The sequence below is a fragment of the Streptomyces pactum genome (genome assembly GCF_002005225.1).
In the GTDB taxonomy this organism is placed as follows: Bacteria; Actinomycetota; Actinomycetes; order Streptomycetales; family Streptomycetaceae; genus Streptomyces; species Streptomyces pactum_A.
In genome coordinates, this window is record NZ_CP019724.1 from 34,018 (window position 1) to 58,475 (window position 24,458).

The 24,458-nt window shown below is 67.0% G+C and carries 20 protein-coding genes and 1 pseudogene; 8 read left to right on the top strand and 13 right to left on the bottom strand.

The features are described from left to right. Positions 1 to 440: 440 nt before the first annotated feature. From B1H29_RS00165 to B1H29_RS00175, 3 genes are read right to left on the bottom strand one after another with little or no spacing between them, the layout of a single operon-like run. Positions 441 to 1,163 carry a hypothetical protein gene (locus B1H29_RS00165; RefSeq protein WP_055422306.1) on the bottom strand — a complete coding sequence of 241 codons (723 nt, stop codon included), beginning with the start codon at positions 1,161 to 1,163 and terminating at the stop codon, positions 441 to 443. Beyond that, complete coding sequence (locus tag B1H29_RS00170; protein ID WP_055422305.1) at positions 1,163 to 3,265, bottom strand: hypothetical protein; 2,103 nt, start codon at positions 3,263 to 3,265, stop codon at positions 1,163 to 1,165. The genes B1H29_RS00165 and B1H29_RS00170 overlap by 1 nt, the downstream gene beginning before the upstream one ends. A 21-nt stretch (positions 3,266 to 3,286) precedes the next feature. Further along, on the bottom strand, positions 3,287 to 3,883 hold the full coding sequence (locus tag B1H29_RS00175; protein WP_055422304.1) for a helix-turn-helix domain-containing protein: 597 nt from the start codon (positions 3,881 to 3,883) through the stop codon (positions 3,287 to 3,289). Positions 3,884 to 4,673: 790 nt separating this feature from the next. Here B1H29_RS00175 and B1H29_RS00180 point away from each other — a divergent pair. After that, a complete protein-coding gene (locus B1H29_RS00180; protein ID WP_159027742.1) occupies positions 4,674 to 5,885 on the top strand; it encodes a hypothetical protein in 1,212 nt (403 codons plus the stop codon). On the opposite strand, the pseudogene B1H29_RS00185 reads toward B1H29_RS00180, so the two are convergent. Both B1H29_RS00185 and B1H29_RS00190 read right to left on the bottom strand, forming a co-directional pair. Next, a pseudogene (locus B1H29_RS00185) lies at positions 5,882 to 6,793 on the bottom strand (IS5 family transposase). The gene B1H29_RS00180 and the pseudogene B1H29_RS00185 sit on opposite strands and share 4 nt — an antisense overlap. A gap of 4 nt (positions 6,794 to 6,797) precedes the next feature. Further along, positions 6,798 to 7,196, bottom strand: a complete 399-nt coding sequence (locus tag B1H29_RS00190; RefSeq protein ID WP_079159903.1) for a hypothetical protein — start codon at positions 7,194 to 7,196, stop codon at positions 6,798 to 6,800. Positions 7,197 to 7,414: 218 nt separating this feature from the next. Between B1H29_RS00190 and B1H29_RS00195 the strand changes: the two genes are divergently transcribed. Continuing rightward, positions 7,415 to 7,987, top strand: coding sequence for a hypothetical protein (locus B1H29_RS00195; RefSeq protein ID WP_055422302.1), 573 nt, complete (start codon positions 7,415 to 7,417; stop codon positions 7,985 to 7,987). A gap of 117 nt (positions 7,988 to 8,104) precedes the next feature. Here B1H29_RS00195 and B1H29_RS00200 read toward each other — a convergent pair whose 3' ends face one another. The 3 genes from B1H29_RS00200 to B1H29_RS00210 form a co-directional block, all read right to left on the bottom strand. Further along, positions 8,105 to 8,305 carry a hypothetical protein gene (locus B1H29_RS00200; RefSeq protein WP_055422301.1) on the bottom strand — a complete coding sequence of 67 codons (201 nt, stop codon included), beginning with the start codon at positions 8,303 to 8,305 and terminating at the stop codon, positions 8,105 to 8,107. A 900-nt stretch (positions 8,306 to 9,205) separates the two neighbouring features. Beyond that, positions 9,206 to 10,090: an RNA polymerase sigma factor SigF gene (locus B1H29_RS00205; RefSeq protein ID WP_079160662.1), complete on the bottom strand. Its 885-nt coding sequence runs from the start codon at positions 10,088 to 10,090 to the stop codon at positions 9,206 to 9,208. 125 nt (positions 10,091 to 10,215) lie between these two features. Further along, positions 10,216 to 10,764, bottom strand: coding sequence for an RNA polymerase sigma factor (locus B1H29_RS00210; RefSeq protein ID WP_055422300.1), 549 nt, complete (start codon positions 10,762 to 10,764; stop codon positions 10,216 to 10,218). A gap of 820 nt (positions 10,765 to 11,584) precedes the next feature. Here B1H29_RS00210 and B1H29_RS00215 point away from each other — a divergent pair. Then, a complete protein-coding gene (locus tag B1H29_RS00215) occupies positions 11,585 to 12,625 on the top strand; it encodes a helix-turn-helix domain-containing protein (RefSeq protein ID WP_055422299.1) in 1,041 nt (346 codons plus the stop codon). Positions 12,626 to 12,805: 180 nt separating this feature from the next. Here the strand turns inward: B1H29_RS00215 and B1H29_RS00220 are convergent, their stop codons facing one another. From B1H29_RS00220 to B1H29_RS00240, 5 genes are all read right to left on the bottom strand, one after another. Beyond that, positions 12,806 to 14,002 carry a DUF3800 domain-containing protein gene (locus B1H29_RS00220; protein WP_055422298.1) on the bottom strand — a complete coding sequence of 399 codons (1,197 nt, stop codon included), beginning with the start codon at positions 14,000 to 14,002 and terminating at the stop codon, positions 12,806 to 12,808. 449 nt (positions 14,003 to 14,451) lie between these two features. Further along, positions 14,452 to 15,579 carry a hypothetical protein gene (locus B1H29_RS00225; protein WP_055422297.1) on the bottom strand — a complete coding sequence of 376 codons (1,128 nt, stop codon included), beginning with the start codon at positions 15,577 to 15,579 and terminating at the stop codon, positions 14,452 to 14,454. Between the two features lie 903 nt (positions 15,580 to 16,482). Continuing rightward, entirely contained in the window at positions 16,483 to 17,865 is a 1,383-nt protein-coding gene (locus tag B1H29_RS00230; RefSeq protein WP_055422296.1) for a hypothetical protein, read from the bottom strand. 141 nt (positions 17,866 to 18,006) lie between these two features. Beyond that, complete coding sequence (locus tag B1H29_RS40105) at positions 18,007 to 18,498, bottom strand: YaaC family protein (RefSeq protein WP_079159906.1); 492 nt, start codon at positions 18,496 to 18,498, stop codon at positions 18,007 to 18,009. A gap of 174 nt (positions 18,499 to 18,672) precedes the next feature. Next, complete coding sequence (locus tag B1H29_RS00240) at positions 18,673 to 18,882, bottom strand: hypothetical protein (RefSeq protein WP_055422352.1); 210 nt, start codon at positions 18,880 to 18,882, stop codon at positions 18,673 to 18,675. Positions 18,883 to 19,433: 551 nt separating this feature from the next. Here B1H29_RS00240 and casA point away from each other — a divergent pair. The 5 genes from casA (at position 19,434) to cas6e (ending at position 24,416) form a co-directional block, all read left to right on the top strand. After that, positions 19,434 to 21,005, top strand: coding sequence for a type I-E CRISPR-associated protein Cse1/CasA (gene casA, locus B1H29_RS00245; protein WP_234393225.1), 1,572 nt, complete (start codon positions 19,434 to 19,436; stop codon positions 21,003 to 21,005). A gap of 28 nt (positions 21,006 to 21,033) precedes the next feature. Further along, positions 21,034 to 21,642, top strand: coding sequence for a type I-E CRISPR-associated protein Cse2/CasB (gene casB / locus B1H29_RS00250; protein ID WP_159027743.1), 609 nt, complete (start codon positions 21,034 to 21,036; stop codon positions 21,640 to 21,642). Beyond that, positions 21,639 to 22,898 (top strand): type I-E CRISPR-associated protein Cas7/Cse4/CasC, encoded by a 1,260-nt coding sequence (locus B1H29_RS00255; protein ID WP_055422293.1) that lies wholly within the window; start codon positions 21,639 to 21,641, stop codon positions 22,896 to 22,898. Before casB ends, B1H29_RS00255 begins: the two co-directional genes overlap by 4 nt. 100 nt (positions 22,899 to 22,998) lie before the next feature. Beyond that, a complete protein-coding gene (gene cas5e / locus B1H29_RS00260) occupies positions 22,999 to 23,754 on the top strand; it encodes a type I-E CRISPR-associated protein Cas5/CasD (protein ID WP_055422292.1) in 756 nt (251 codons plus the stop codon). Further along, positions 23,751 to 24,416 carry a type I-E CRISPR-associated protein Cas6/Cse3/CasE gene (gene cas6e / locus B1H29_RS00265; RefSeq protein WP_055422291.1) on the top strand — a complete coding sequence of 222 codons (666 nt, stop codon included), beginning with the start codon at positions 23,751 to 23,753 and terminating at the stop codon, positions 24,414 to 24,416. The genes cas5e and cas6e overlap by 4 nt, the downstream gene beginning before the upstream one ends. Positions 24,417 to 24,458 lie beyond the last annotated feature (42 nt).

Below are 24,458 nucleotides of genomic sequence, written 5' to 3' on the forward strand. Positions count from 1 at the left end.
GAGAGCCTGGAGCAACGTGCCTGGTCTCCGGGAGCGCTGGGAAGAGGAACGAAGGCCGTCCCCCGCGCGAAGCTTCTGAGCTTGAGGATTTGGCCGCGCTGGTCGCTCTGCTCAGAGGCGGCGTGCACCCGAATGCGCTGAAGGAGGCCGTCCAGCTTGGCCTTCTGCCCCCGAGGGATGCTGAACGGATCACATCATACTCGGTCCAATGGCCCGATGATGAGCCGCTGGAACGGGGTCGGCAGCAGCTTCAGCCCATGAACGAGGCTCTGGGTGCGTTCATACGCGAGGCTCACTTGGTTCTGCATCCGCCAGAAGTGGAACGGACCGCCCGGACCGCCCGTGACCGACCGATGCCGATCCAGTTCAGACGGGAGGAACCTTCACTCTACGCCTCGCACACAGCGGGGGGCCGTTGGCCGCACGAGTACACAGAGCCGTCAGCGAGGGCGCCAAGTGCGTACTTCAAGATGGAGAATCTGGGCTTCGGGGCGGATACGGCCGGTCTCCGAGAGCCACTGGTGCACGGCGGCGGTAACGTCACCGCCGGCGGCGTCCACGCGGCGGGCGAAATCGGTCGCATCGAAGCCGCCGGTCTGGGCGGAGCCGTAGGAGCGTTCTTCGGTGTGGTCAGCGCGCTGGGTGACATCGCGGCGGATCCCGGGTGAGTCGGTGCGGCTGCCGGAGGGATGCACATAGGCGGTCTTGGCGAGGCGGACCGTGAAGGCCAGGCGCAGGCCGCGGAGTGCCGCTTCGGCAATAAGGGGGCGCAGGCGGGCGGACCCGGAGGCGATGGCCTGGGAGGCGACGCGGCCGGTGCCGGAGCCGGTCGGGGTGATCAGCAGGGCTTTGGTGCGGACGCGGGCGCGGGTGCCGGAGGCGGTGGTACGGCGGGTGGTGTGGCGGGCCGCGATGGCGGCAAGTTCGGGCAGGTCGGTGATCCCGCCGGTTTCGACGGCGGTGAGGACCTGGCGCAGGGCGGGGACGAAGGCTGCACCTTTGTTCCTGGAGTAGAACTGCGAGACCAGGGAGGGGTCGCGGTCGATGATGCGGGCGATGTCACGTTTGGTGTAGCCAGCCTGCTGGAGCCGGTCGGCGAGCTGAGCAGCTTCGTTCCTCCCTGTGTCCTGCGAGGAGCGTCGGCGACGAGTGCGGGGCGGCATCAGGCCTCCTGCCGGGTGATGGCGTGGGTGGCCCTTCCAGCGTCCCGAAGGGTGAGGAGTTCCTCCTCGGTGGTGGGAGCGGTGACGGGGCCGGTGAGGTGGCCGCGCAGAAGGTAGTCGCCGGGCTGGTGGTGATAGGGCCAGTTCTGGTGCTGGGTGAGGTAGAGGGCATCGGTACGGAAGGCGACGACGGTGCCGGGCGGGGTGTGCAGGGCTCCGGCGTAGGCGTTGTCGTCGCGGTGGCGCTGGCTGAGGAGGGCAGCGCGGGCACCGGACCAGATGGCGGCGGCCCATTCTGGGTGGGCGTTGGGGTCACGGCTGAAGCCGGTGGGGCGCTGCCAGGTGATCTGCTCGTCGTCGAAGCCGATGATCTCAGCGTCCGGGGGCAGGTCGCGTTCCATGGTGCGGGGAGTGGTGCCGGTGACCATGCGGGGACGCTGGGCGAAGGAGCCGATGCCGTACAGGAGGATGGCGCGTACGGCGCGGGAGGCGAGGTGGGCGGCGCGGGCCTGCTGGGGGTCGCCGTGGATCTGGGCCTGGGCGGTGAGGTTGGTCCAGGTGTCTTTGAGTTTCTTGGCCCAGTCGTCGAGGGGCTTGCCGTCTTCCCAGAGGATGCCGTCGAGGATTTCGATCTTCCACGGCTGAAGGGGGTTGGTCAGGGCGGTGTGGAGTTCGGGGCCACCGGCCCAGGTGGTGAAGGTGGTGCCGGCAGTGGCGGGGTAGTGCCAGGCCCGGTCGCCCGGGGCAGGCGCCGGGAGGAGGCCGACGTGGTTCCAGCCGTCGGGCACGGTGACGCGGACGTGCCAGTGGCCGCAGCCGTACAGGGCGCGGATCTGTTCCTTCTCACTCCAGGAGGCGAAGGTGGCGGAGGGGATGCGGCGGGGGGTGCCGACCGGGGATTTCCAGGTGTGTTTGGCGTAGGCGAAGGTACGGTCGTATTCGACCAGTGCGGGAAGCTGTTCAGGTACGCGGGGCGGGGCGATGAGTTCGTTGCGGCCCTGGCCGGCGGTGGCGTGGAGCAGGCCGCGCAGTTCTTCGGACAGGACGGGGAAGCCGTCAGCGTGCTGGCCGCGTTGGGGGATGGTGCGGGTCCACAGGTCGCGGCCGGTCTGCGAGGGGGAGCCCATGAGGACGGCGTCGTTCCAGTGGCGGCGCAGGGCCTGCCACAGGAGGACGAAGGCGTCGCGGACGGTGGCGGGGGTGTCGTTGGTGTCGAGGTCGAACCACTCCCCCACCGAGCGGATTTCGACGTGGGTGGTGCCGTCGTTGCTCTGGTAGCGGCCGACGGGGTTGCGGGCGTGGACGAAGTGTCCGGCCATGCGGTCGCGGCCGCGGCCGGTGTCGGTGCGCCAGCCGGGGGTGGGGGCGTTCAGCCAGGCGGTGACTGCGTCGCGGAGGTAGGGGTAGCGGTCTGCCTCGCGGTGCCAGGGGTCTCCGGCGGTGATGTAGATCCGCTCCACGCCGTCGGGGACGGTGTGGAAGACGGCGGTGAGGATGTCCGCTGCTGAGCGGCCTGCGAGGTCCAGGTGGTGGGTCTGGTGGCGATGCACGAGGACGCCGGTGGCGGTGTCGAGGAAGACGGTGGACCGTGCCTGCTGCGTGAAGCTCGGTCGTGTGGAGGCCAGGTCCGCGGTGTGGGAGAACCAGGCGTCGCCCACTTCTCCTGGAGGAAGGGTCGGCAGGGTCCGTGGCGTGTCCGGTGCCTCGGGCGGGGCCGGGGCACCGACCGGTTCTGTGAACTTCTGCGGAGGCGGCGGGGTGGGCGGTGCGTTGTTCGTTGCGGGGGCTGCTGTCTGCGGGTGAACCACCGGCCGGTCGTCGGTCTCGTGCATGGTGGCTTCGGAGGGTGTGGTGGGCTCTAGGGCCTCGCGGGCGGCAAGGTCGTCTGGGGCCAACTCGGGGGCGAGGGCGACGATGTCGGCGACGCTCATCCCGGCTGCTGGGGCGATGCGTTCGGCCTTGGCTTTGCCGTAGGCCGCCACGCGGGTGATCCGCTGGTCGCGGTCGGTTTCCAGCTTTGCCAGCTCTGTCCGCAGCTTCTTGATCTTGTCTCGCACGGTGCGCAGTTCGGCAAGCGCGGCGTTGTAGCTCTGTGCGTCCATCGGGTTTCCTCCGGGCCGGGCTCAGGCTGTGGCGTTTGCCGGGACGTAGGCGACCGCGCCGCCAGAGTGTGAGACGAGGCGGGTGCCCAGCAGCAGTCCGGCAAGGTGAGGGTCGTCGTTGACGTGGGACGTCATGACGGTGTGCGGAGTGACCAGGTCGGTGACGTAGCCGGCGAGGCGGGCCTTGGGGAACGCGTGGCGGCCCTGGGTGTTCTTCTCCCACTGTTGAAGGCCGGTCAGTACGGCCACGACGTAACCGGACAGGGTGACCGGCAGCACCTGTCCGGCTGCTACTGCGGCGGGATCACAGCGCCACCAGCCGCGCAGAGCGCTGAGTAGGTCATCTGGTGCGAGGAAGGAGGAGAACCCCGTCCAGGCACGGTCGGGTTCCTTGGCTGGCTGGACGGTGTCGACACGCAGGACGGCGACCTCTGGGGAGTCCAGCTGATCGAGGGGGGCGTGGTGGCGGGTACTGAGTGCTTGGACGGCCTCTAGCGGGACCATGACGCGGACACCGCGCCGGGACAGGCCGGGTAGGAGCTCCGCGCGCACGAGGCGCCGGAAAGTGGTGATGGCACAGCCGAGTTCTTCCGCTGCCTGGCCTGTCGTCAGTAGCATCGCACACCCTTGCATGCCAGATCACATATTTGATTTGGGATGCTAGTGATCACCCGGACAGGAGTCAAAGCCCGGCGACGACGATGCGGAACACAGAAGGCCGTCGCCGGACTCATCTGTTCCTGGCGCACGGTCCAGGCATCCGCTCAGGCCCGCACCGGGCCCCGGCCCGTGGGGGCGGAGTGTCTTGCCAGCAAGCAGGTCCTGCGGCTTCGTCGGTGGTCCGAATGATGTCGCCTCCAAGTGCGTGATCGGGAGGGTGGTCTGAGCCCGCTCGGGCAAAGAGCACTGCGGCCGTTCACGTCGACGGTGGTCCCGGCTTCGACGTCAGGAACCCGATGATCTCGCGCCCTGAGGCTCCGCCCCGACCAGGCCCGAGCCTGGGCCTGGGAAGTGCAGTCGGTGCAGACCGTCGCGAAAGTTGCCGCAGATGGCGGGAAACCCGCGAAGTCGTTCGATCGAGTGTTGGCAAGGCGAACTCAGACCCATCCCTCGAACGTATGCACTGGCTTCTCGTTCATCCTGGGCGCCGAGGCGGCGCGGCCCGGCCTGCAGACCGTATGCGGCTGGCAGCCTCCAGCGCATGTCCTCTAGCTTTCATGACTCTGTGTGGCCTGATGGTGCGATTGATGCTTCCTCCGCGCGGCGGGCCCTGTGGAGCGTGCGTTCGTGCGAGGTTTCGACGATCGCGTGCCCCACTTGCGGGGCAGCGAGGCGTCAGGCGTGCCGCACTTTGCGGGACCGGCCCACGCGGGCCCTGCACCGCAGCCGCACCGTCCGCTATCTGAAGATGCGCTTCGCCCTGGATCTGGTCGAGCCGCATGTCCGGCCAGTTCGCCACCGGACCGGACCCGTACTCGCGGGCGCTGGACTGGAGGCGACTCGGGTACCGCACCCGCAGCCGTGGCGGCTTCCGATGCAGGAAGTGGCGGACCTGGTCCATGTGAGTTTCCTCGACCTGGCCAAGGTCGTAACGGCGCATGCATGTGGGCTCCGGCGGACCGGCCTGGATGAGCTGCTCTTCGGCCCGGACTGCATCCAGCAGAGCATCGACGCCCTCACCTATGCGATGCACGACCGGCAGATCCGACGTGAGATGTACGTCCTGGGCGGCGGCCGCTCGGAAGAGGGCGAGTTGTTGGCGGCACAGTGGCGGTCTGTGCGTGGCCGGCTGCGCGATGCCGAAAGGCTCCTCAAGGAGCAACGCGTGGCGGATCTTACGGCTGCGGGCATTCTGCCCTTCCCGACAGCAACCAGCGATCCACGGCGTCTGGCGCGGATGTGGCTGGGCCGCTACCTCCCCGATGAGAAGGAAGCCTTGGTGCGTGGCTTCGCGGCAGAGGCGGGAGTGGCGCCCTCGGCCACCGTTCATATCAGGTCCATTCCGGAGAAGATCAAGCGGTGCATCGACAACGGGTGGCTTGTCGCGCCACTCACGGACGCGGTGGAGCAGTTACTCGAACTGGACAGGCGGGCCTTCCGGCAGCGTCTCATGGTCGATGCCGGCCGGAACGACACTCGCGACGACGCACTGTGCCATCCGCTGCTGCTCAATCGATGGCGCGATCAACTCAACGAGGTCCTCGCCGACATCGCGCCGAGCGCAGAGAACTCGCATACCCGGCACCTTCATGACCTCACGCTCACGGGCACGGCACGAAGCGCCGCACAGCTCGAGCGACTCCACGGCCGCCGGCGCCTGTTTGCCGCGCTGCTGCAGCGACGCTCGGAATGCATCCGGCTGATCACTACGCTCAACGACGCCATGTCCCTGGCGGAACGCCGAGACCCCAGTTATGAGGTGCTGAAGAGGGCCGGGGCCCGGGCCTACGACGAGCTCGTCCGCCGTCACCCCGCCCTCTACCAGCTCATCCGCGCCCGCCTGGCTCCGTACGAGACTGGCCCGGGCCGCCTTGAGATCACGGGTTCACGTGCACGGCTCCGTGATCAGATCTTCGACGAACTCGACTGCCTGTCCACCTCCTCTAGACCCGGCTGCTAGGCCGTGTCTGACAAATGATCACGCTGTGGTGTCGCGGAGCCACAAGATGAGCGAGGCCAGGTGCAGTCCTGACTGATAGCGGACGGCGAGCTTGTCGAAGCGGGTCGCGATTGCGCGGAACTGCCTGAGTCGGTTGAAGCAGCGTTCGACCACGTTGCGGCCTTTGTACTGCTCTTTGTCGAAGGCCGGTGGTCGTCCGCCGCGGGTGCCGCGTCGCTTGCGGTTAGCCACCTGGTCTGATCGTTCGGGGATGGCGGCCCGGATGCCGCGTTTCCGAAGGCTGGCTCGGATGGCCCGTGAGGAATACGCCTTGTCGGCCAGCACCCGGTCGGGACGGCGTCGCGGCCTGCCGACCGTGGCGCGGGGTACCTTGATGGCGTCCAGTACCGCGTCGAACATCGTGGAGTCGTTCACGTTCCCGGCGGTCACGACAAACGACAGGGGCAGGCCACGGCCGTCCGCTGCCAAGTGGACCTTTGTGGTCAGTCCGCCGCGGGACCGGCCGAGGGCCTGCCGCGCCGCCGAGCGTTGTGGATCTTCCAGTTTGTCCCCGTCCAAGTCCCCTTTTTCCCGGCTCCGGCGGAGTGCTGGTGAGCCCGGTTGATGGTGGAGTCCACCGAAACTGTCCACTCCAGGCGGCCGACCGCATCGTCACGGACCTGAACGTGCTCCAGCAACCGGGCCCACGTGCCGTCGGCTTCCCACCGGGCGAACCGCTCGCAGACCGTCTGTCACGGCCCATAGCGCGTCGGCAGGTCCCGCCACGGAGCCCCGGTCCGCAAGCGCCACAGCACCCCGTCGATCACCTGCCGGTGGTCCCGCCACCGCCGCCCTCGACCATCCAGCGCCGGCAAGAGCGGAGCTATCCGCTCCCACGCCGCATCCGTCAACTCACCACGACCAGCCACAAGATCAAGTATGAGACTTCGCTGCATTGGGGCAGTCCACGACTTCAGCGAAGTAGGGCCAGCCGTTCACTTTGAGGTTCTGCACCGATGGCCGGGTGTCCAGAGCAGGCGCCGCGGCGTCGAGCAGGCGTCGAACCGTTCCGGGCTCGTAGAGGTTGAGCCAGGCGCGGTCCGGGAGGCGCACGACCGTGCCCGCCTCGAAGTGCGAGTTCGAAACGATTCTGTCCGGGCCCGGGGCAAAGACCAAGGCCAATCGACGTCGAACGCCCTGCGCCGTGACCTCTGGGAAGAGTGAAAGCGTCAGCCGGCAGTCAGCGTAGTCCGGTTTCACTCGCTGCCGGACAGTCCAACACCAGACAGCCTCGTCGACCACGAGGTGGCGGACACGTCGATCGTTCCCCATCGAGCCAGCGTAGATCGTTGGCCTGGACGAATGGCTTTTTTAGACGACGCGGTCACCCCCATCGTGATCGTTTGTCAGACGCGGCCTAGCCGCGGTCAGGTCAAGGAGGTCCCAGGAGTCACTGACTGCCACTGCCCATAGCCGTTCCCCATGTCAGCCAACGGGCCTGCACGAACTGAAGAGGGGCGGGTCTTGCGAGCCCCCGAGAAGGGATTGTCGTGGTAGGCACCGGGCAAGAAGCCGCGGGACTGGTCGGCGCTCCCGACGAGGTGACCGTGCGTGACCTGGCCCGTCTCCAGACGCAGGCACTGAGCGACTACCTGACCCGGCACGCCGGCAACGACTCCCTCGCAGAAAAGGCCCTGCTGTCCTGTGCCGCCAGCGGATACCGGTCGCGTGACGACTTCGACAACGTGCTGCGCCGCCACAGCTGTCCCGACACGGTGCTGCTCCGCCTCACCGAGCGCCTGCGCACCCGCCTTGGCGGCGGGCCTTCCTGGCGTGAGACCTGGACCCAACTGGTCCTGAGCAGAACGGGGGCCGATCCGGCACTCGTGCGCGCCCCGCCGGCCTGGACGGCGCTGCGCGCCCGGGGCGACTACCACGCAACCGCGCACGCCGCTGTGGTCACGGCCGTACGCGAGGCTCTGGGAAGTGACCAGGAGGCATGGGACCGCTTCGCGGCCTGCCCCGCCACTCACTCCGGCCCCACCGCCTGGCTGCGCCTGGGCGACTTGCTGGACGCAGCCGCCACAGGGAGCCCGTGGCCGAAGCCGCCGGGCAGCCGATAAGCCCCGCCATGGCCTCAACGGGCACGAGGCCCTCTCACCGAGCAGCAACGCGTGCCAGGTCTGCGCTGAATTCCCGCAATTCCGGCGACGGGCGTGGCGCAGACTTGACCAACTGCGCTACAAATCGGGCTTGTTTGGAAATGCAGGAGGGGGCATCAGCCCCGGCCCGCCCGGCTGCCACGGACCCGTGGCCTGATCCGCCATGGCGAGAAACGCCGTGGCTCTATCGGTCGGAGCCAGGTAGGTGACCTCGGGCACCGTGACCGTGGCACCGTCGTCCATGTACAGGGAAATGGTGAAGGTGTAGATCCAGGGCATCGATCCCTCTCCGTACCGCTCGGCCCCACCGTGAACGCAACCCGCTCCTGAGCATGCGGCGGCAGGGTGTACTTCATTTTCCGGGGGATGACGGCTCCCTCGCGGGCTTCGGCCGGGATCTTGATGTCGTACTGCGCAGTGATGTCAGTCGGCCCGGCCCCGTAGCGGCAGAACACCTCAGCAGCGGAGACAAGGTTCACTTCGGCACGGGAGATCAGAACGGGATTGTCTGCGCTGTTCCTCAGCGTCGCGCTGACGACGGATGCGGGTACCCGAGCCTGTTCGGTGACTTGTCCGTCGAAGACCACATCGGCAGCGACGTTCTGCTCCCGGTGGACGTCCGAGTCGACCAGTTCGACCGCCGGCACCGGTTCGGGCTCAGGTTTGGGCTGCACGTCGGGCCAGAAGAGAAAGATCAGTCCGGCTACCCCAGCAATCGCCGTAACAACGGCGCCGACGATCTCGAGCATCCTTTTCTGCTTGTGCCAGAACCCTCCCTCCGGCTGCGGGCCGCTGTCCCCGGTTTCCGCTGCCGCCGCATCACCTTCCGGCCGTGTGGAGCCCTGACCGCCCTCATCGCTCGTTCGTCTGCCTGACCGCGGCCGCGCAGCGCTGCCGCTTGCCCCTTCCCCCGAAGGCCGACACTGCTCCCCCTCATGTAATCCGTCTGTCTCTCCAGAGCTCATACCCTTCTCCTCCCTTGCCCCCATGGCAGCCATCCACCCACGCGTAGCCCAGCGACGGTTCCGCGCAAAAGACCATCACCGACCCGAACCCAGGTGGGGCCGGCGCCCTGCCAGGGTGCCTCGCGTACCCGCAGCCTTCGCCGCCGGGCAGTGCGTCCCAAGGCACTGCCCGGGAGCGGGTAACGCGAGCACGGAAGGTTCTGTATAGGGAAGTTCACTCCTCCGCAAGTAGCCTCTCTCGCAGCTGGGCCAGTGTGCGCGCCAGTAGCCGGGAGACGTGCATCTGGGAGATGCCGATCTCCTGCGCGATCTGCGATTGGGTCATGTTGCCGAAGAAGCGCAGCAGCAGGATCCGCTTCTCGCGCGGCGGGAGGCTTTCCAGCAACGGCTTGAGGGACTCGCGGTACTCGACGCCCTCGAGTGCCTCTTCCTCGACTCCCAGGGTGTCCGCGACCGCCGGGGACTCGTCGTCGGTGTCGGGGACGTCCAACGACAGTGTGGAGTACGCGTTCGCGGACTCCAGGCCCTCCAGGACTTCCTCCTCCGAGATCGACAGCTTCGTGGCCAGCTCGTGGACCGTGGGCGGTCGGCCTTGTTCCTGCGACAGCTCCGCAGTGGCCGTGGTGAGCGCAAGGCGCAGTTCCTGAAGGCGCCTGGGTACACGCACTGCCCAGCCCTTGTCACGGAAGTGGCGTTTGATCTCACCGACCACCGTCGGGGTCGCGTACGTGGAGAACTCCACGCCACGCTCCGGGTCGAAACGGTCGACCGACTTGATCAGACCGATGGTGGCGACCTGGGCGAGGTCGTCCAGCGGCTCATCGCGGTTGCGGAAGCGGCGTGCGAGGTGCTCCACGAGCGGCAGATACATCCGGACCAGCCGGTTGCGCAGCTCGGCGTACTCCGGGCTGCCGCCTTGCATCGCGCGCAGTTGGAGGAACATCGCTCGCGCGTCACTACGGTCGGCGTCGGACGACGTAGTGCGAAGGGGCTGCTGGGGGGTGGGCTGTGTCTTGGTCCGCCGCTTGACTCTGGCCAGCGCGGACTCGACGTCCTGGGCCGTGGCCATGAGCGATCCGATCGGTCCTTCACTGGCCATGAGGGTTTCTCGCAGCGCGGCAATGTCGTCCTTGTCGTGGTGGTCGGCCCTCGCCGCCTTCCGCCCGCGACGGACCGCCCCCGCAGGCAGTGCGGCAACTTCATCCTCGTCGTGGTGGCCGGTCATCACTGCCTCCCCTCGCCCGTGTCGATCACACCCAGCTCCTGCAGCTGGCTTCGTACATCTTCCAGCGCCTGGCGGGCGCGGTGCAGATGCACGCGCGCGGTGGCTACCTGGATTCGCATCTCCTTCGCGGCATCCCCCAGCGGCTGTCCGGCAATCGCGCAGCGGCCCATGACTTCGCGCTGTTTGTCGCTGAGGGACACGATGCGCTCCAGCACGGTGCGGTAGGCGCCGCGCGCATCCGTCCAGGACGCCATGTCCACCTCCGCCGCGGCCCGGTCGTGGTGCTCTGTATCGAAGCCGATCGAGCCGGCTTCCTTCTGCAGTCGCAGCACCTCCCGCACGACGGTGGTGCGTAGCCATGCGGGCCAGGCCCTGACCGGTTCCAAGTGCGGGGCGTTCCAGCGCTGCCAACATTGCAGGAAGGCCTCCTGCACCGCGTCGTCGGCCAGAGTGCGGCGCCCTCCGGAGACGAAGATCGCCTGCGCCAGAAGGGGCCGGTACCACGTACGGAACAGAGCGTCGAACTCCTCCTCGGGCGGGGCCGTCATTGAGGATCCTGCTCGTCCAGGCGGACGCTCCATGCGGTGCCGTCCTGGTCGCTCACCTCGGCCCTCCCCCCGCGGGCGGACAGCTCACGTGCCATCCGGACCATCGCCCGGGCACACACCTGCTCCCTGAGCAGGTATCCGCAGGTTCGTACAGCCGCGCCCGCAGCAGCCGCCCCGGTGCCCACTATCACCCAACTCCACTGTCCTGTCACGGCGTTGGCCTCCCGAGGCTCGATGTGCTTTCACCAGGTAGAGGAATCAGGCGCCGAAAACGTGTACACGCCCCGCCGACTCCGACCGAGAGGCGACTGGACGATCCGTCCGGCTCGGACGAGTTGGCCTGCAATCCGATGTACAGCCGAGTACCGGCGCCGGAGGGACGAGCCGAAGGCGTGCGCTGGCAGGATTCCCGTCGATCGTCCGCATCCGACGTCCAGCCCGGCGGCCCGCTCGTCCTGGTCAGGAACTTCTTGGTGATCAGTGAGTACGTGGTGTGGCTCTCGTCGGTGGCGTCGGCATAGATGACGATGGAGCGGCTCCAGCAGATGACGGCCGGCCGGGACGGCGTTGAGCGCGTTCAGATCCGCGGTCTGGAGCTGCGTCCGTAGGCGTCGCGTTCGCGCGGCGGCTGCCCGCCACGGAGCCGTAAAGCTCGCCGAGCCGAGCAGCGACGGCTCTCGTTGTGGCCTGGCTGGCTTCGAAGAGATCGCGACGGACGCCCCCCCCTGTCCCGCACCGCAATCAACCCACACCCAACATCAAATGAGCACTCAATGAGTGCTAAAGTTGCGCCTGTCTGTCGGGCACCGAAGGGGCGAGCATGGCCAAGGAATCGGCGAACAACGCGGTGAAACAGCGCCGTGCCGAGCTGAACCTCACACAGCAGGAGGCGGCTCGGCGCGCTGATGTATCTCTGGCGACCTGGCGGCGCTTCGAGAACAACGCAGACAGCGCCGGCGCACTGGACGGGTTCCGAGCGGACAACCTGCAAGGATTCGCCCGAGCACTGAAGCTCAGCGTCACAGCGCTGAAGCAACTGACTGATGCCGGGGCCACGCCGGGCAACGTAGAGCGCGTCGAGACCGACCACTCAGTCAGCGATGTCGTGCAGCTGTTCAACAGGTCTTTCACAGGTGAGCCGCTCACCCCGGCAGACGCCATGGCGCTGGCCAGTACCGTCGACTTCTCCGATTTCGCCCCCACCCGGGACGGCAAGCTGCACCTGGACACCTCCTTCACCTACGAGTTCGCCGCCTACCTGAAAGGCGAGGCGACGATCCGGGACGTCGGTCTGCTGCGCGACCTGCCTGAACTGGCTCTCACCCAGGTCAACAACCACTGGCTGGTACGCATGGGTGAGCGCATCATGCGGATCGGCAGCGAACTGGGAAAAGGGCGTGTCCCGCGTCCCCAGTGCCTGGCCGACGAGTACGCCCTGTGGATCGTCATCCAGAACACCGACCCGCCTCAGATCGGCGACGTCCTCGACATGTTCCCCGGACTCCGGAGTGCGGATGACGTGTTCGGCTACGACCCCGACGTCGATGAACCCGATGACGACCGCGCGATCCGGGAGGACTGGATGAACCGCATGGCGGGCGGCCTCCTCCCTCCGGACGAGAGTCACAGCCACCGGCGGTATGACCTGACCCTCATGGAGGCGTACGGACAAGGCGTCTACGATCCCGGCGATCCCCGTCACCCGCTGCGCTGGTTCGACCGGGACGACCTGCGCGAACGGTGCACATCGGAGCTGGCCTTCGTCAGACTACCGAAGGAGGAACAGGAGGCCCGGACCGCCGAAGCGTTCAACCGCATGTCGGAAATACTGCGTCCGGGAACAGCGGGCAACTCCCACTGACCACAGCGGTTCACCCAGGCCACGCATGCAGGACGAGGCCAAGAGCCCCCCGGATGACGGCTGGCATGTCCACCCGGGGGGGCAGTGACATGACGCGCGGAGTCGGCGGAGCAGCCGGTTTCCGCACCACACCGGCCGGCTTACGCCGATCACGCCACCGGTTCCCGAAGCCTGTTGGCGTCAGCGGCGTTTCGCACGCGCGGAATCGACTCGTGCGAAATCCTCATGCCCTTCGTCCATGAGCAGTCCCCCGGGATCCACCAGCGGCGCCACCACCAGGTGAAGCTCGTCTCCAGCGGGCTCATCCTCGCCGTCATGCCACCGCGCAACCACACGCCCCGCGCCCGCTATCAGGTCAGCGAGCTGGAGGGAGGGGTGGTCCACCGAACGGCCGCGTACCAGATCTTGAAGGTGGTTTTCCTTGATGAGGCCGTGGACCAGACCCACGGCCGTGGCCCCGCGCTCCAGCACCTCGAGTTTGTCATCGGTCAGCAGCCGCTGATCGTCCGCGAGCACCTGGAGCTTGCCGCCGTAGCGTATCGACGCGTGGAGAATGACCGTGGGCACCGCAGTGACGAGGGGGTCCATCGCGTCATCCAGAAGGCCGTGCTCTCCGGTCGGTGTAGCCTCGGCCGGACGCTCACGGGCGAACTCCTCCGCCTCCGGGCGGGTCTTGCGCAACATGTCCAGGACCTCTGCCGCTTTCTTCGCCTGGGGCGCCTTGCGGCGGCGGGCGTAGGCATAGGACTCCCGGATGACGGCGTAGAAGTCGTCGACCGTGACCTGGTCGCCCGTGCGGTTCTTCTTGGAGAAGAAGCCCACGGCGGTGGCAATGAGCCGGTCGAAGCCGTCGCGGCCCAGGGCTCGGGGGCCTTCCGTGGCCAGGTCCAGAGCCAGCTGCCGGCCCACGCCGTTGCTGTCGATGTCGTAACCCAGGGCGTTGAACCGCTCCTCCAGCAGGAGGGAGACGAGCTTGGCCGCCACGAAGTAGTGCTTGTCGATCACGTACACCGAAGCACGATCGTGCAAGGACCCGCCCGGCCCCAGCAGTTCGCCCAGGAGCCGGCGGCGCCGGCTGGCTCCCCCGCCGGTGAACATCTTCTGGAACTTCACCTCCGTCGCGGACTGCTGGATCCCCGCATCACGTCTCAGCGTGTCCACGATCGCGGCGGCTTCGGCGTCATCGATGGCCACCGAACCCAGGATCATGTAGCGGTCGCGGCCATGGAGTTGATCACCGTTATAGCCGGACTCATCGATGGCGATCCACCTGCCGGTGCCGACACCGTCGTCGGTAGGTGCCTGGCGGTTGCGGCGGCTGAAGTACGCTCCGAGCAGTCCCGTGCCGGCATTCGGCGCGTGGTCACGTTCGATCATGCCGCTCATACTCGGCGTACGGAACCTTGTGGACAAGCCACGCTGCACCCACGTCCCGCCGACCACACCCCGGCCTGCGCTGTGGGCACTGTCAGGGGCCCGACGGCAACCAGGTGGCGAGCGACCCGGCGAGAACGATGGTGGTACCAGCAGAGCCGACACCAGTCGAGAGAAACTATCCGGCCACGGCCAGCCCACCTGTTCTCGACCGCCACAACCGGCCGCCCAGCAAATCTGAGCAGTCAACGCTCAGCGTGAGCAACCCAGAAAGAACCGCAGATCACACCCACTCAACCGACACACCCCAACAACCTACCTACGAGTAACTTCAAGTGCGCCCCGCTCATCAAACTGAGCAATGCGCAGGTCAGCCCTCGAAGAGCTGCTCACTTTCAGGGGGGCCGCAACAAGTGAATAACCGCCGAACAAAGTCCTCTGAGTCGCCACAGTCAGCTTGAAGCATCCTCACGAGGAACCGGCTGGGGCCGTGAAACCAGAGGCTCACCCTGCAGCTCATAGTAGCGACGCCAGCTGCGGGCCCGCTGAATTGCTTTCTGCTTGTCTGCATTGAGCTGTTGGACTCTCGCTCGGTCTTTCCTGATCAGGTCCTTCACCTCATCCTCGAGTTCAGGGAAGAGACCGTCCACAGCACCACTCAGCAACGCTAGCGGCATGGTAGTGGTGACCAACATCACCGCGTAGATGACGATTTGAACCGGTAGCGGGCCTTCGGCTAGATGGCCCTCCAGATAGGAAATTGTAGGTCCGGCCATAACGCCGGCAGCAAGAAGGTAAAGCAGAACGATCTGCCGTCTCGCGTCCAACACCTGAGTTCGGTTGATGATGTCCGCTAATGCGGCTGCCCAGGGCACCATCAGAACACTAGCCGAGTACATAATTTTCACGAAGAGTTCGGTATTATCAGCCCAGGCCAACGCAACGATACAAATGGTTACAAGGCTCACGAGGCTCCCAGCCATACAGGCGGTAATTCGTGCTTCCTTCGGAATGCTGGTATCGAACGTCGATTCGACGATGCGGACGTACTCCTCGGCCGTCACGTCACCCGAGTCTTCCTGCTGCGTCGTCGTGCAGGTGTCGTCGCCGCTCGTGTCTTCGCTCGTACGGGTTTGCTCGGCTATGTGCAGGGATTCAGGTTCGTAGCTGGTGTCGTCGTGGACCTGCTTGTCTGTCACACGCAGGCGCTTCTTCGCACGCTGGGCCTGGCGCTGCAGCACTTTGACGTGCTGCCAGCGGTCGCGCCACTCCTGGACCATGTCGGGATCTGCACGGAACTTCGCCGCGGTCGGCTTGTCCAACCCGCTCGGGGTGGTAACGACCCGAACGAACTCTAGAAGTGCTTCCTGCGAGGGCAGCCGCTTCCCAGTGAGCATCTCGGTCAGGCCGGACTTCGTCAGTCTCGATCGCACTGAGGCGGAGGCGATGGTCGCGTAGGAGGGGGAACCGCTAGCAATATGGAGCAGGGTCAGCTCTTCGGCGAAGGCGGTCAGCGCGGCTTCGAACGCGTTGATCACTTCGTTGCCCTGCGGATCCACTGCAGACTCCTCGCCGATCATCAGATCTCCCTTCTCTGGTACGAAAAGCCACGGTAGAGCCCTGTGTCGGCGTGCGTACGCGGATTGTGCCGAACGGATCCGGACGTCCAGCCTCGTCCGGGATCGGGCCAATCCTCAATGGTGTTGTCCGGGGCCGTACGGGGTCGTACGAGTCACTGGGAAGACGGCTGCGAAGGCGGTCTCCTGGAGTCATGACCAACGCAGACAGCACTTCTATGAACCCTGCTTCCACACGGCCCCGCACCCGAAAGAACCCAACGGTGGCACCCAGGACACGCAAGGTGCCGGCTCCTGACGCCGTGGTGCTCGTGGTGCTTCTCGCGTCCTGTGCCGGCATCTACCTCGCCGTCGGCGAAGCGGGCTTCGCTGGCGTCATCAGCGCTGTCGCGGCTCTGTACGGAACCTGGCGCACACGCCGCTGACTGCCATCGCTCGAACATGCCCCAGTGCCTTCAGCGCAGATGCGATGCATGAGCACATGGCCGAACCTGCAGTCGCCGTGGTGGATTTCAGCGCATCAGAACTAACCAAACTGAGACAGCGTCACCCCTCACGCGATAACGCTCAACGACAGCGATGCTCTGTGGATCTCTGACCTCCCGGACAGTGCCCCCTCAGCCCCGAAACAACCCACGCCCAGCATGAGCACCCTCAAGCCTCGCTGTCGCTCACTCCGCTGTCGCCAAACCGATAGATCGCACATGCGCACGGCCCCCGACGGACTGATCCGCAGGGCGTCAACTGCTGTTGGGGGGCTTTTAGTGTCTTCTCTGGCCTTTTGGTGGACGAGTCGTCACTAGGCCAGTCTGAGGCTCGCCAAGACGGTGGCGGGCCTCACGGACACCTCAGCGGTCTATCGTCGCTCAAAGCCTCGTTGCCGCTTATCTGGCTTAAGGCCGTTGACTATTCCTCTGTGGCCGTTTCTGGGGTTTCTTCGATGGCCGCTGCGATCACCGCGTATGCCGGGCGTTCCTGGTCAAGTGATTCCAGCAGTTGGCGCCACAGCTTCTTCCGGGAGTCGCCGAGGTGGCTGGTCGCTTGGTAAAGGCTGACGAGGTAGTAGGGCATGAGGCGGCCCCAGCATTGCGGATTCTCTTCCCAAGCTGAGAGCAGTGCTTGGAGTTGGTCGTGCGTCAGGTAGCTGGCGCAGGGCAGTACTGCCGTTCGCGCCAGGGACTCGCCGTGGTCGAAGCCGCCGGCATCGGCCATGAGGGCTGCCAGATGTTCTGCGAAGTAGGTGCTGGGGCTCTGCGCTATGACCGCGGCCCGCTTGTGGGCTGGCAGGTCGGTGAATGCCTTCTCTAGGCTGGGAAGGGTGGCGCGTACGCGGGGGTCTGTGGCCAGGGCCAGCGCCTGGAGTTCGTCAGGGCTCAGCATCTTGTGCCATGCGCTCTCCTCGGCGTGGGTGGCGCCTACCGTGCGTATGAGGGCGTCGAGTTGGCTGTGCATCGGCTCGTCGGTTCCTGACCAGAATGGTTCGAGGTCTCCCATTCGTCCGGCTGCCCGTAGTTGCACCGGTGTCGGCGCGGTGAGCAGGCGTTGTGCTGCTCGGGTGATGGCGTTGCGGACGAGGTCGTGTTCTTGGGCTGCGAAGACTCGAAGGCAGGTCGCCATTCGATCGGCGAGTTCAGAGTCTGTGATCCCGTCTGCGGGCAGCTCCAGGAGGGCGTGCTTGGCAGCGAGGTCGGTGATGCGGCGTCGGGAGGTCGGGCGTACGCGATAGTAGAAGACCTGCGCAATGTGGACCGGATCGCCGACGAAGCCTGGGTCGGTAACGTGGTTCGTGAAGGCTTGCATGCTTTTGCGTCCTTGGCTGGCCGGGTGAACCAGTACTGCGTCCAGGGCGGCGGCCAAGTGAGCACGTGCGTATTCGGGCTGGGGGTCGAACAACTCTCCTAGTGGGCGCAGCGAGGGATGAGCGCACATGTTGCGGTCCTCGCGCAAGCGCTGCAGCTGGAGCTTTTGCGATGCGTCGATCAGCTCCAGCGTCAAGGCGGTGTCAAGCAGTGAGTCTTCAACCTTCTGCATGGTGCGCACCGCTGTGGCGTCCAGGTGGCCCTGGGCGGACTCGACCTGCTGCACGAGCGGCTTTGCGTCGCCCTCGCCCTCCTCATGGAGCTGGCGGATCTTGCCTATCAGGTCGGCGCAGACTGCTGTCCAGGTCAGGACGATCGCGGCCCTGGCTGCGCCTGCTGTGTAGGCGCGGTAGGCCTCCTTCACCAGTGGCCGAACATCGGCGTCTGGTACCCGTCCGACCCACTCTTCGAGGTCCCTCAACCCGCTCATCTTGCCTCCCCTTCGATCAGATCGACATTGTCCTCCCGAGAGCGGCAGCGCCTGGTCGTACCCAGCCTGTACAGGACGGCCGGACGCTGGGGAAGCACAGGCCCGTCTCGGGTGATGGCCAGGGCGTCGTCGTGCCCGCGCTCAGGTGCTGATTTCGGTGATGGTGTCCGCGATCAGGACAGGAAGGTGGCTGATCGCGCGTTCCAGAAGCCGTTCAATCGGGAGGGCGTGCTGACTGTCATCGACGCTGATGAGCTTGACCCAGGTCGCGGGCTGGTAGCGGGCGAGCATGGACAGGGTGTACAGAACGGCCCACCACGCCATGAGTGGATGCAGTTCTTGCTTCATTGAGGGGAGGACGGGCAGGAAATACCGTTCCCCGGCGTAGGAGCGCGTGATGGTCCGCAGGTACTCGCGGCGCTCGTCTGTGGTGGCTGGTCCGTGGGGCATCTGCCAGTTGACCGTCAGTCCGCCGCGGCCGTCCTCGTGACGGCTGTAGTCAGGGGGTGCCTCGGAGCCAAGACGGAGGGCGTGCGTGGTGACGTAGCTGTCGTGCTGGGCGACGGCCGGGTATGCGGTGAGGAAGTCGGCGAGCGCCTCGCGCGTGCCCGCGTCGACGACCCGGCTCGGAATGTCGTTTCGGCTGGCCGGTACCCCGTGCCACCCGCTTCGGCGGACTGAGCGGTGCCGGCCTTTTCTACTGCCCGGGGCTGGCTACACAGTCAGCCCGTGCGTGCGTCGGCGAGCAGCTGCTGCGCGTTGCGCCCGCGGGGCGACCCCGCCGCATCGGGTGGCATCCCTCGCGCTTCAGCGGCTGGAGTCGGTGATGCCTGCCGCTAGCTTCGCCACGACGTCCAACACGCCCCGCCCGAACGCGGTCGGCGCAACGAGGACGCCGAAGACCAGGACGATCAGTACCGTCAGCTTCTCGTCGTTGCGGTTGCGCGCCTCGGTCCGCCGGCGCAGCCGCACGACGATGATGACCGCCAGCAACACCGCCACATTGATCGTGAGCACGAGCAACCCCCACCCAGAAGAAGACCTTTGGTCAGGTTGTAGCTAGTGCGCCTTCTGGCGTGTCCGTGCCCTGCGAGGATGGCTGCATATATCTGGCAGATCGGCCGGATCGGCTGTCTTGCCTCCCGCCGCTCCCAGAAGAAGGGCGTCACGCGAGGCCCGCTCGCCTACGAGGTCACACGGGCGACAGCGACTCTTGAGTGCGTGCCTGGAAGGTTGCGTGGCTGTTACAGGCCGCCCGCAATGGTGAGGCCACTTTTGCTCGGTTGGAACTCGCGTCCGGCTCAGGTCGCGGTCTCCCCCGGTGGCTACTTCTGGGGCACGCGGAGTGCTTCCGCGGCCACTGTACAGGTCGCCACTGACAGTTAATTCATTCGCTTGCGCGCCCGTCTTATCTCACTTTATGTTGACCCTGTCGCTGATCAGACAGCAGGTCAACGACCCTTATTTACGCAGGCAGTTGACGTTTTATCGCTCCCGTTTACCGGGAGCCACCGTCCCGGCTGGAGCTACTCTCTGTGTTCAATGTGCTGATGTCGCCGTGCGTGCCGATGAAGTGGTGCCACACCGCCGACCCCACCGAACTCTCGCGTCTGGTGCCTGGCGCGCTGCCTGCTGCCGCTCCGGGCCTGACGACTCTTACTCCTCTCGGTGAGGTGCTCTCGGCTGCGCATCTCGGCACGCTAGATGTCCCTAACGTTGCCGTCTCCTCCGCCCTGCGCCGGCTCCTCGTGGCACTGTTCATCCGCGTCAGCGGCCTGGACATCGCTGGCCCCGACGCGTGGGACGACCGCTGGGACTTACTCCTTGATCAAGGTCACCTTGATCCCACAGAGGTGAGCGCCTACGTCGCCAGGTGGGGTCACCGGTTCAACCTGGACGACCCTGAGCGGCCGTTCCTCCAGGACCCACGCCTCGCTGAGGAGTGCGGCGACCCGGCGCCGCCGGCGAAGCTCGTTATGACCCGAGCGTCCGGGAACAATCAGCCCTGGCTGAACCGGACTCCGCAGGATGCACCGATCACGCCGTACGAGGCGTTCTGGTGGATCCTCGCGTGGCGGCAGTACGGGCCGTGCGGACTCGGAGCGAACCGCAGCCACAACGGCATCACGCACAAGTCCATGGCTGCCGCCCCGCTTCGGTCCGTCATCTCCTGGCACCCCGAGACCGGCAACGAATACACCAACCTCCTGCTGTCGGCACCCCACCCCACCGACATCCCCGTCACCGGACCCGACCTGCCCGAGTGGGAACAGGCCACCCTGCCCGACCCCCTCCACCCTGAACTGCCATCCGGCCCCGTGTCCCGGCTCATCAACCGGGCCGCGCACGCCACCCTCACCCATGCCGACCCGGCCACCGGCCAGATCACCGCCGTCTGGGCAGCATGGCGATCCCCCGTACCCACCGCCGTGAAGGAGGCCGGCGCGAAGAAGGCTCTCGAAGTCGCGGCCGAGGCCGTCGCCGCCGCTGGCGACCCGTTCCTCATCAACCGCAGCAAGGGCGGTCCCGTCCGCGCCAACCACGCCCGCGCCCTTGTACGGGACTTCGACTCCCTTATCCACATCCAGCGCCCCGGTGACACCACGAAGGCGGCTACCACCCCGCCGGCGTGGATCCGGCTCCTCGACACCCTCCCCATCGAGGCCCTCGACCGACTCGGCCCCATCCGCGCACGAGCTCTCGCCTGTCACCAGGACAAGCAGGAGAAGGAAGAGATCTGGTTCGAGCAAATCACCCCGGTCCCGATCGCCGACTACACCTCGGGCCGCCACCCCGAAAGGGCGGCTCTGGTCGCATCCACCCGCAAGACGGCCGAGGACACTGCGAAGGCCCTGGCGGCCGCCCTGCGGTCTGCGTGGAACGCGATGAGTCCCGATCCTCGCTCCGAGTGCCCCTGGACCAACGACGCGATCGCCGCCTACTGGGACCGCGCCGACAGCCGCTTCTGGCAGGCCCTCAACGCCGACACCGACCCCCAACTGCACTCACTTGCCATCGCCTTGTACGACGACGCCACCCGCGCCGACGCCTCCACGCCCACGGGCCTCATTCCCATCGCCCAGGCGCGAGCCACCCTCACCCACCCCAAGGTCCGGCGCACCACGAAGAAGACCACCTGATCCGCGACCACGAGAAAGAGCCCCGACCGTGACGACCGAATCACCGCCGTCCAAGGAAAACAGTCTCGCCACCTGCGAGCGGTTCATGAACACCGTCCGCCGCGCCTGCGCCACCCCCGAAGGCCGCGCAACCCTACGGCAGGGTCTCGCCGACCATCTCGACAACCCCTGGCCCCTTTACGTGCACCTCATGCCCGCCGGCGGCATCCCTGTCGGTGAGGACACCCCCCACCACGCTCTCCGCCAAGCCGAACACCCGTTCCTGCTCGTCGCGGCCCTGTACGCCGTCCACGACGCGCCCAACCCCCGCGCCGGCGACAAACCGCTCACCGTCAAGCAACCCGCCCCGGCGAAGCCGTGGGAGAACCTCGGCTGGTCCCTCGCCCGCGCTGCGCGCGTCGGCATGCGCCGCGAGACGGCCACCGGCCTCCTCTCTCACCTGTGCGAACTCGACTACGAGGCGTTCATGGCCGAACTCCCGTCCACCATCAGCCTTCTGCGTTCCAGCAACATTCCGGTCAGGTGGCCGGTCCTGCTCCGCGACAGCATCCGCTACCAGCGCTGGGCGCCCGACGTCCGGATCGACTGGGCCCGCTCCTACACCACTCCCGCAGGCTCGAAGGAGACCAGTAAGTGACCCCGCTCTACATCGACGTCCACATCATCCACTCCGCCCCCTACAGCAACCTCAACCGCGACCGGCAGGGCGCCCCGAAGATGGCCACCTACGGCGGCGTGTCCCGCCCTCGCCTCTCATCCCAGCACGGACGCCGCCACAGTCGCACGCACATGGAAGAGGCCCTCGGTACGCGCGCCATCCGCACCCGCGGCACCCCCCTCGCCGTCGCCAAGCGCCTGACCGCAACCGGCTGGGACGAGACCACCGCTCTTGCCGCCGCGCAGATGCTGATCCTCGCGGCCGACGTCAAAGGCCTCGGCTTGTCGGACGCCGGTGGCACCAACGCCCTGCTGTTCCTGCCGGAGACCGCATTCGATTCCCTCGCCGAGATCGCCAACAGCCGCCGCGACGTCCTCACCAAGGCTGCCGGCGCCGCGGCAAAGGCCATCACCGAAGCCAAGGCGAAGGCCGAAGCCAAGAAGGCCAAGAGCGACACCGAGGACGCTGACGCCGACTCCGAGGAGGAAGAGGCCGTCGAGACCGGTCCCCTCGCCACCGCCTACAAGAAGATCCCCGCCGCCGAGCGCAAGGAGCTCCAGTCAGCTGTGCTGGAAGTCTTCCGCCAGCGCAACGCATCCATCGCTGCCTACGGCCGCATGCTTGCCAACGAAGCCGGATCCACCGTCGCCGGCGCCATCCAGATGGCCCACAGCATCGGCACCCACGCCGGCCCGTCCCAGATCGACTTCTTCTCCGCCGTGGACGACCTGATCCACGACGCCGGAGAAGAAACCGGCGCAGGCCACATGGGCGACCAGCGCTACACCTCCGCCACCTTCTACCGCTACGCCACCCTCAACGTCCGCGAACTCATCGACAACCTCGACGGCGACACCGCCACCGCCCAGCAGGTCACCGAAGCATTCCTGCGGGCCTTCCCGCTGGCGATCATGCCCGCCAAGGCCTCCGGCACCGCACCCCACACCGTCCCCCACCTCATCCACATCGCCGTCCGCACCGACCGGCCCGTCAACCTCGTCGGCGCGTTCGAGACCCCCATCCCCGCCACCACCAACGGCTACGTCACCGCCTCACTGGACGCCCTCAACGCCCACGCAGCCGCCCACGCCCGCATGCTCGGCACCAGCCGCATCGCCGACCACGCTCACGTCACCCTCAGCGACACCGAGTTCACCGCCCTCGGAGACCGCGTGGACGCGGTCGATGACCTGATCACCCGAACCCTCGCCACCATCACCAAGCACACCAGCTGACCCGGCCTGCCACCTGCACCCGCGGAGCTGAAGCACACCGTCCCGGGACCGCTCCGCGCACGCGGAGGTCGCATCCGCCCCACCACACCAAGGAGGACCCTTGACCGGCTTCCTGATGCACTTGTCCGCCCCACTGCAAAGCTGGGGTGGACCCGCCGACTTCAAAGTGAGGCCCACCAGCACCTCGCCCACCAGGTCTGCCCTCACGGGCCTTCTCGCCTCCGCGCTCGGCCGGCCCCGCGACCACGAGAACACTGACCTTGCCCAACTCCGCTACGTCATCCGCGTCGACCGCCCCGGGCACCGCGAGATGGATTTCCACACCATCGGCGGCGGCTATCCCAGGGAACTCACCCCACCCACCGCCGACGGCAAACGGAAGAAGCCCGGGGAGGGAACGATGATCACCGAACGGTGGTACCTCGCGGACGCCGCGTTCACCGTCGCCGTCACGGGCCCCGGTGACACCATCGCCCTCGCCGCTCACGCCCTTGCCGAGCCGGTCTTCGCCCCCTACCTCGGCCGCCGCTCCTGCCCACCCGACACCCCCATCCTCCTGCGCACGGACCTGGACGACCCCGTGGCCGAACTCGACCGCGCCCCACTCCACGCAGACCGGCCCCGCAACGCGGCCACCATCGACGTCACCTTCATCCACGACGCTCCGCCCACCCCTGACCTCCCGGCGACCACCACCGTGCGCGACACCCCCGCACCCGGCCGCACCTTCACCACCCGCGACCTGTGGGAAACCCAGCGCGCCCTCCCCGCCAGCCTCTGCGCCGGCCGCGGAACCCAGTGGCTCACCGCCCTCACCGCCTACGCAAAGACCACTGCCGTCCAGGAGACGCCATGACCACTGCCGCCACCGCAACCACCGTCCACCTGGCCCGCATCACCCTCAACCCCCGCTCACGCGACTTCCACAACGACCTCCGCGACCACACCGCCCTCCACCGCCGCATCAGCGCACTCTTTCCCGACCAGGCAGGCACCAGCCCCCGCACCGCCCACAACGTTCTCTACCGCCTCGAACGCGAACCAACCGGCGCCAAACTGCTCATCCAGTCCACCGGCATCACCATCAACCGCAACGCCCTCCCCGCCAGCTACACCACCGCCGACATCGACTACCGCGAACTCAACCCCCTCCTCGACTGGGCGACACCCGGCCGCATCATCCGCTACCGCATCGACGCCAACCCCCTCAAAACCGAATTCGTCCCCGGCCGCCGAGGCCGCCGCGTCCCCCTCACCGGTGAAGCCGCCCTCACCTGGTGGGAACGCAAAGCCGCCCACGCCGGTCTCACACCGCAGCTCATCCTCGACACCCCCCAACCCCCCGTACTCGCCACCCGAGGCGACAAGAAGCGCGCACGCCTCAACGTCACACGGTTCGACGGCATCGCCACCATCACCGACACCCACGCCCTCCGCCAGGCCATCACCACCGGCATCGGCCAAGGACGCGCCTACGGACTCGGACTCCTCTCCATCGCACCCCACCGCGAGCAGTGACACAGCAACGCAACCAAGACAGCACAGGTTAGAGAGGGTGCG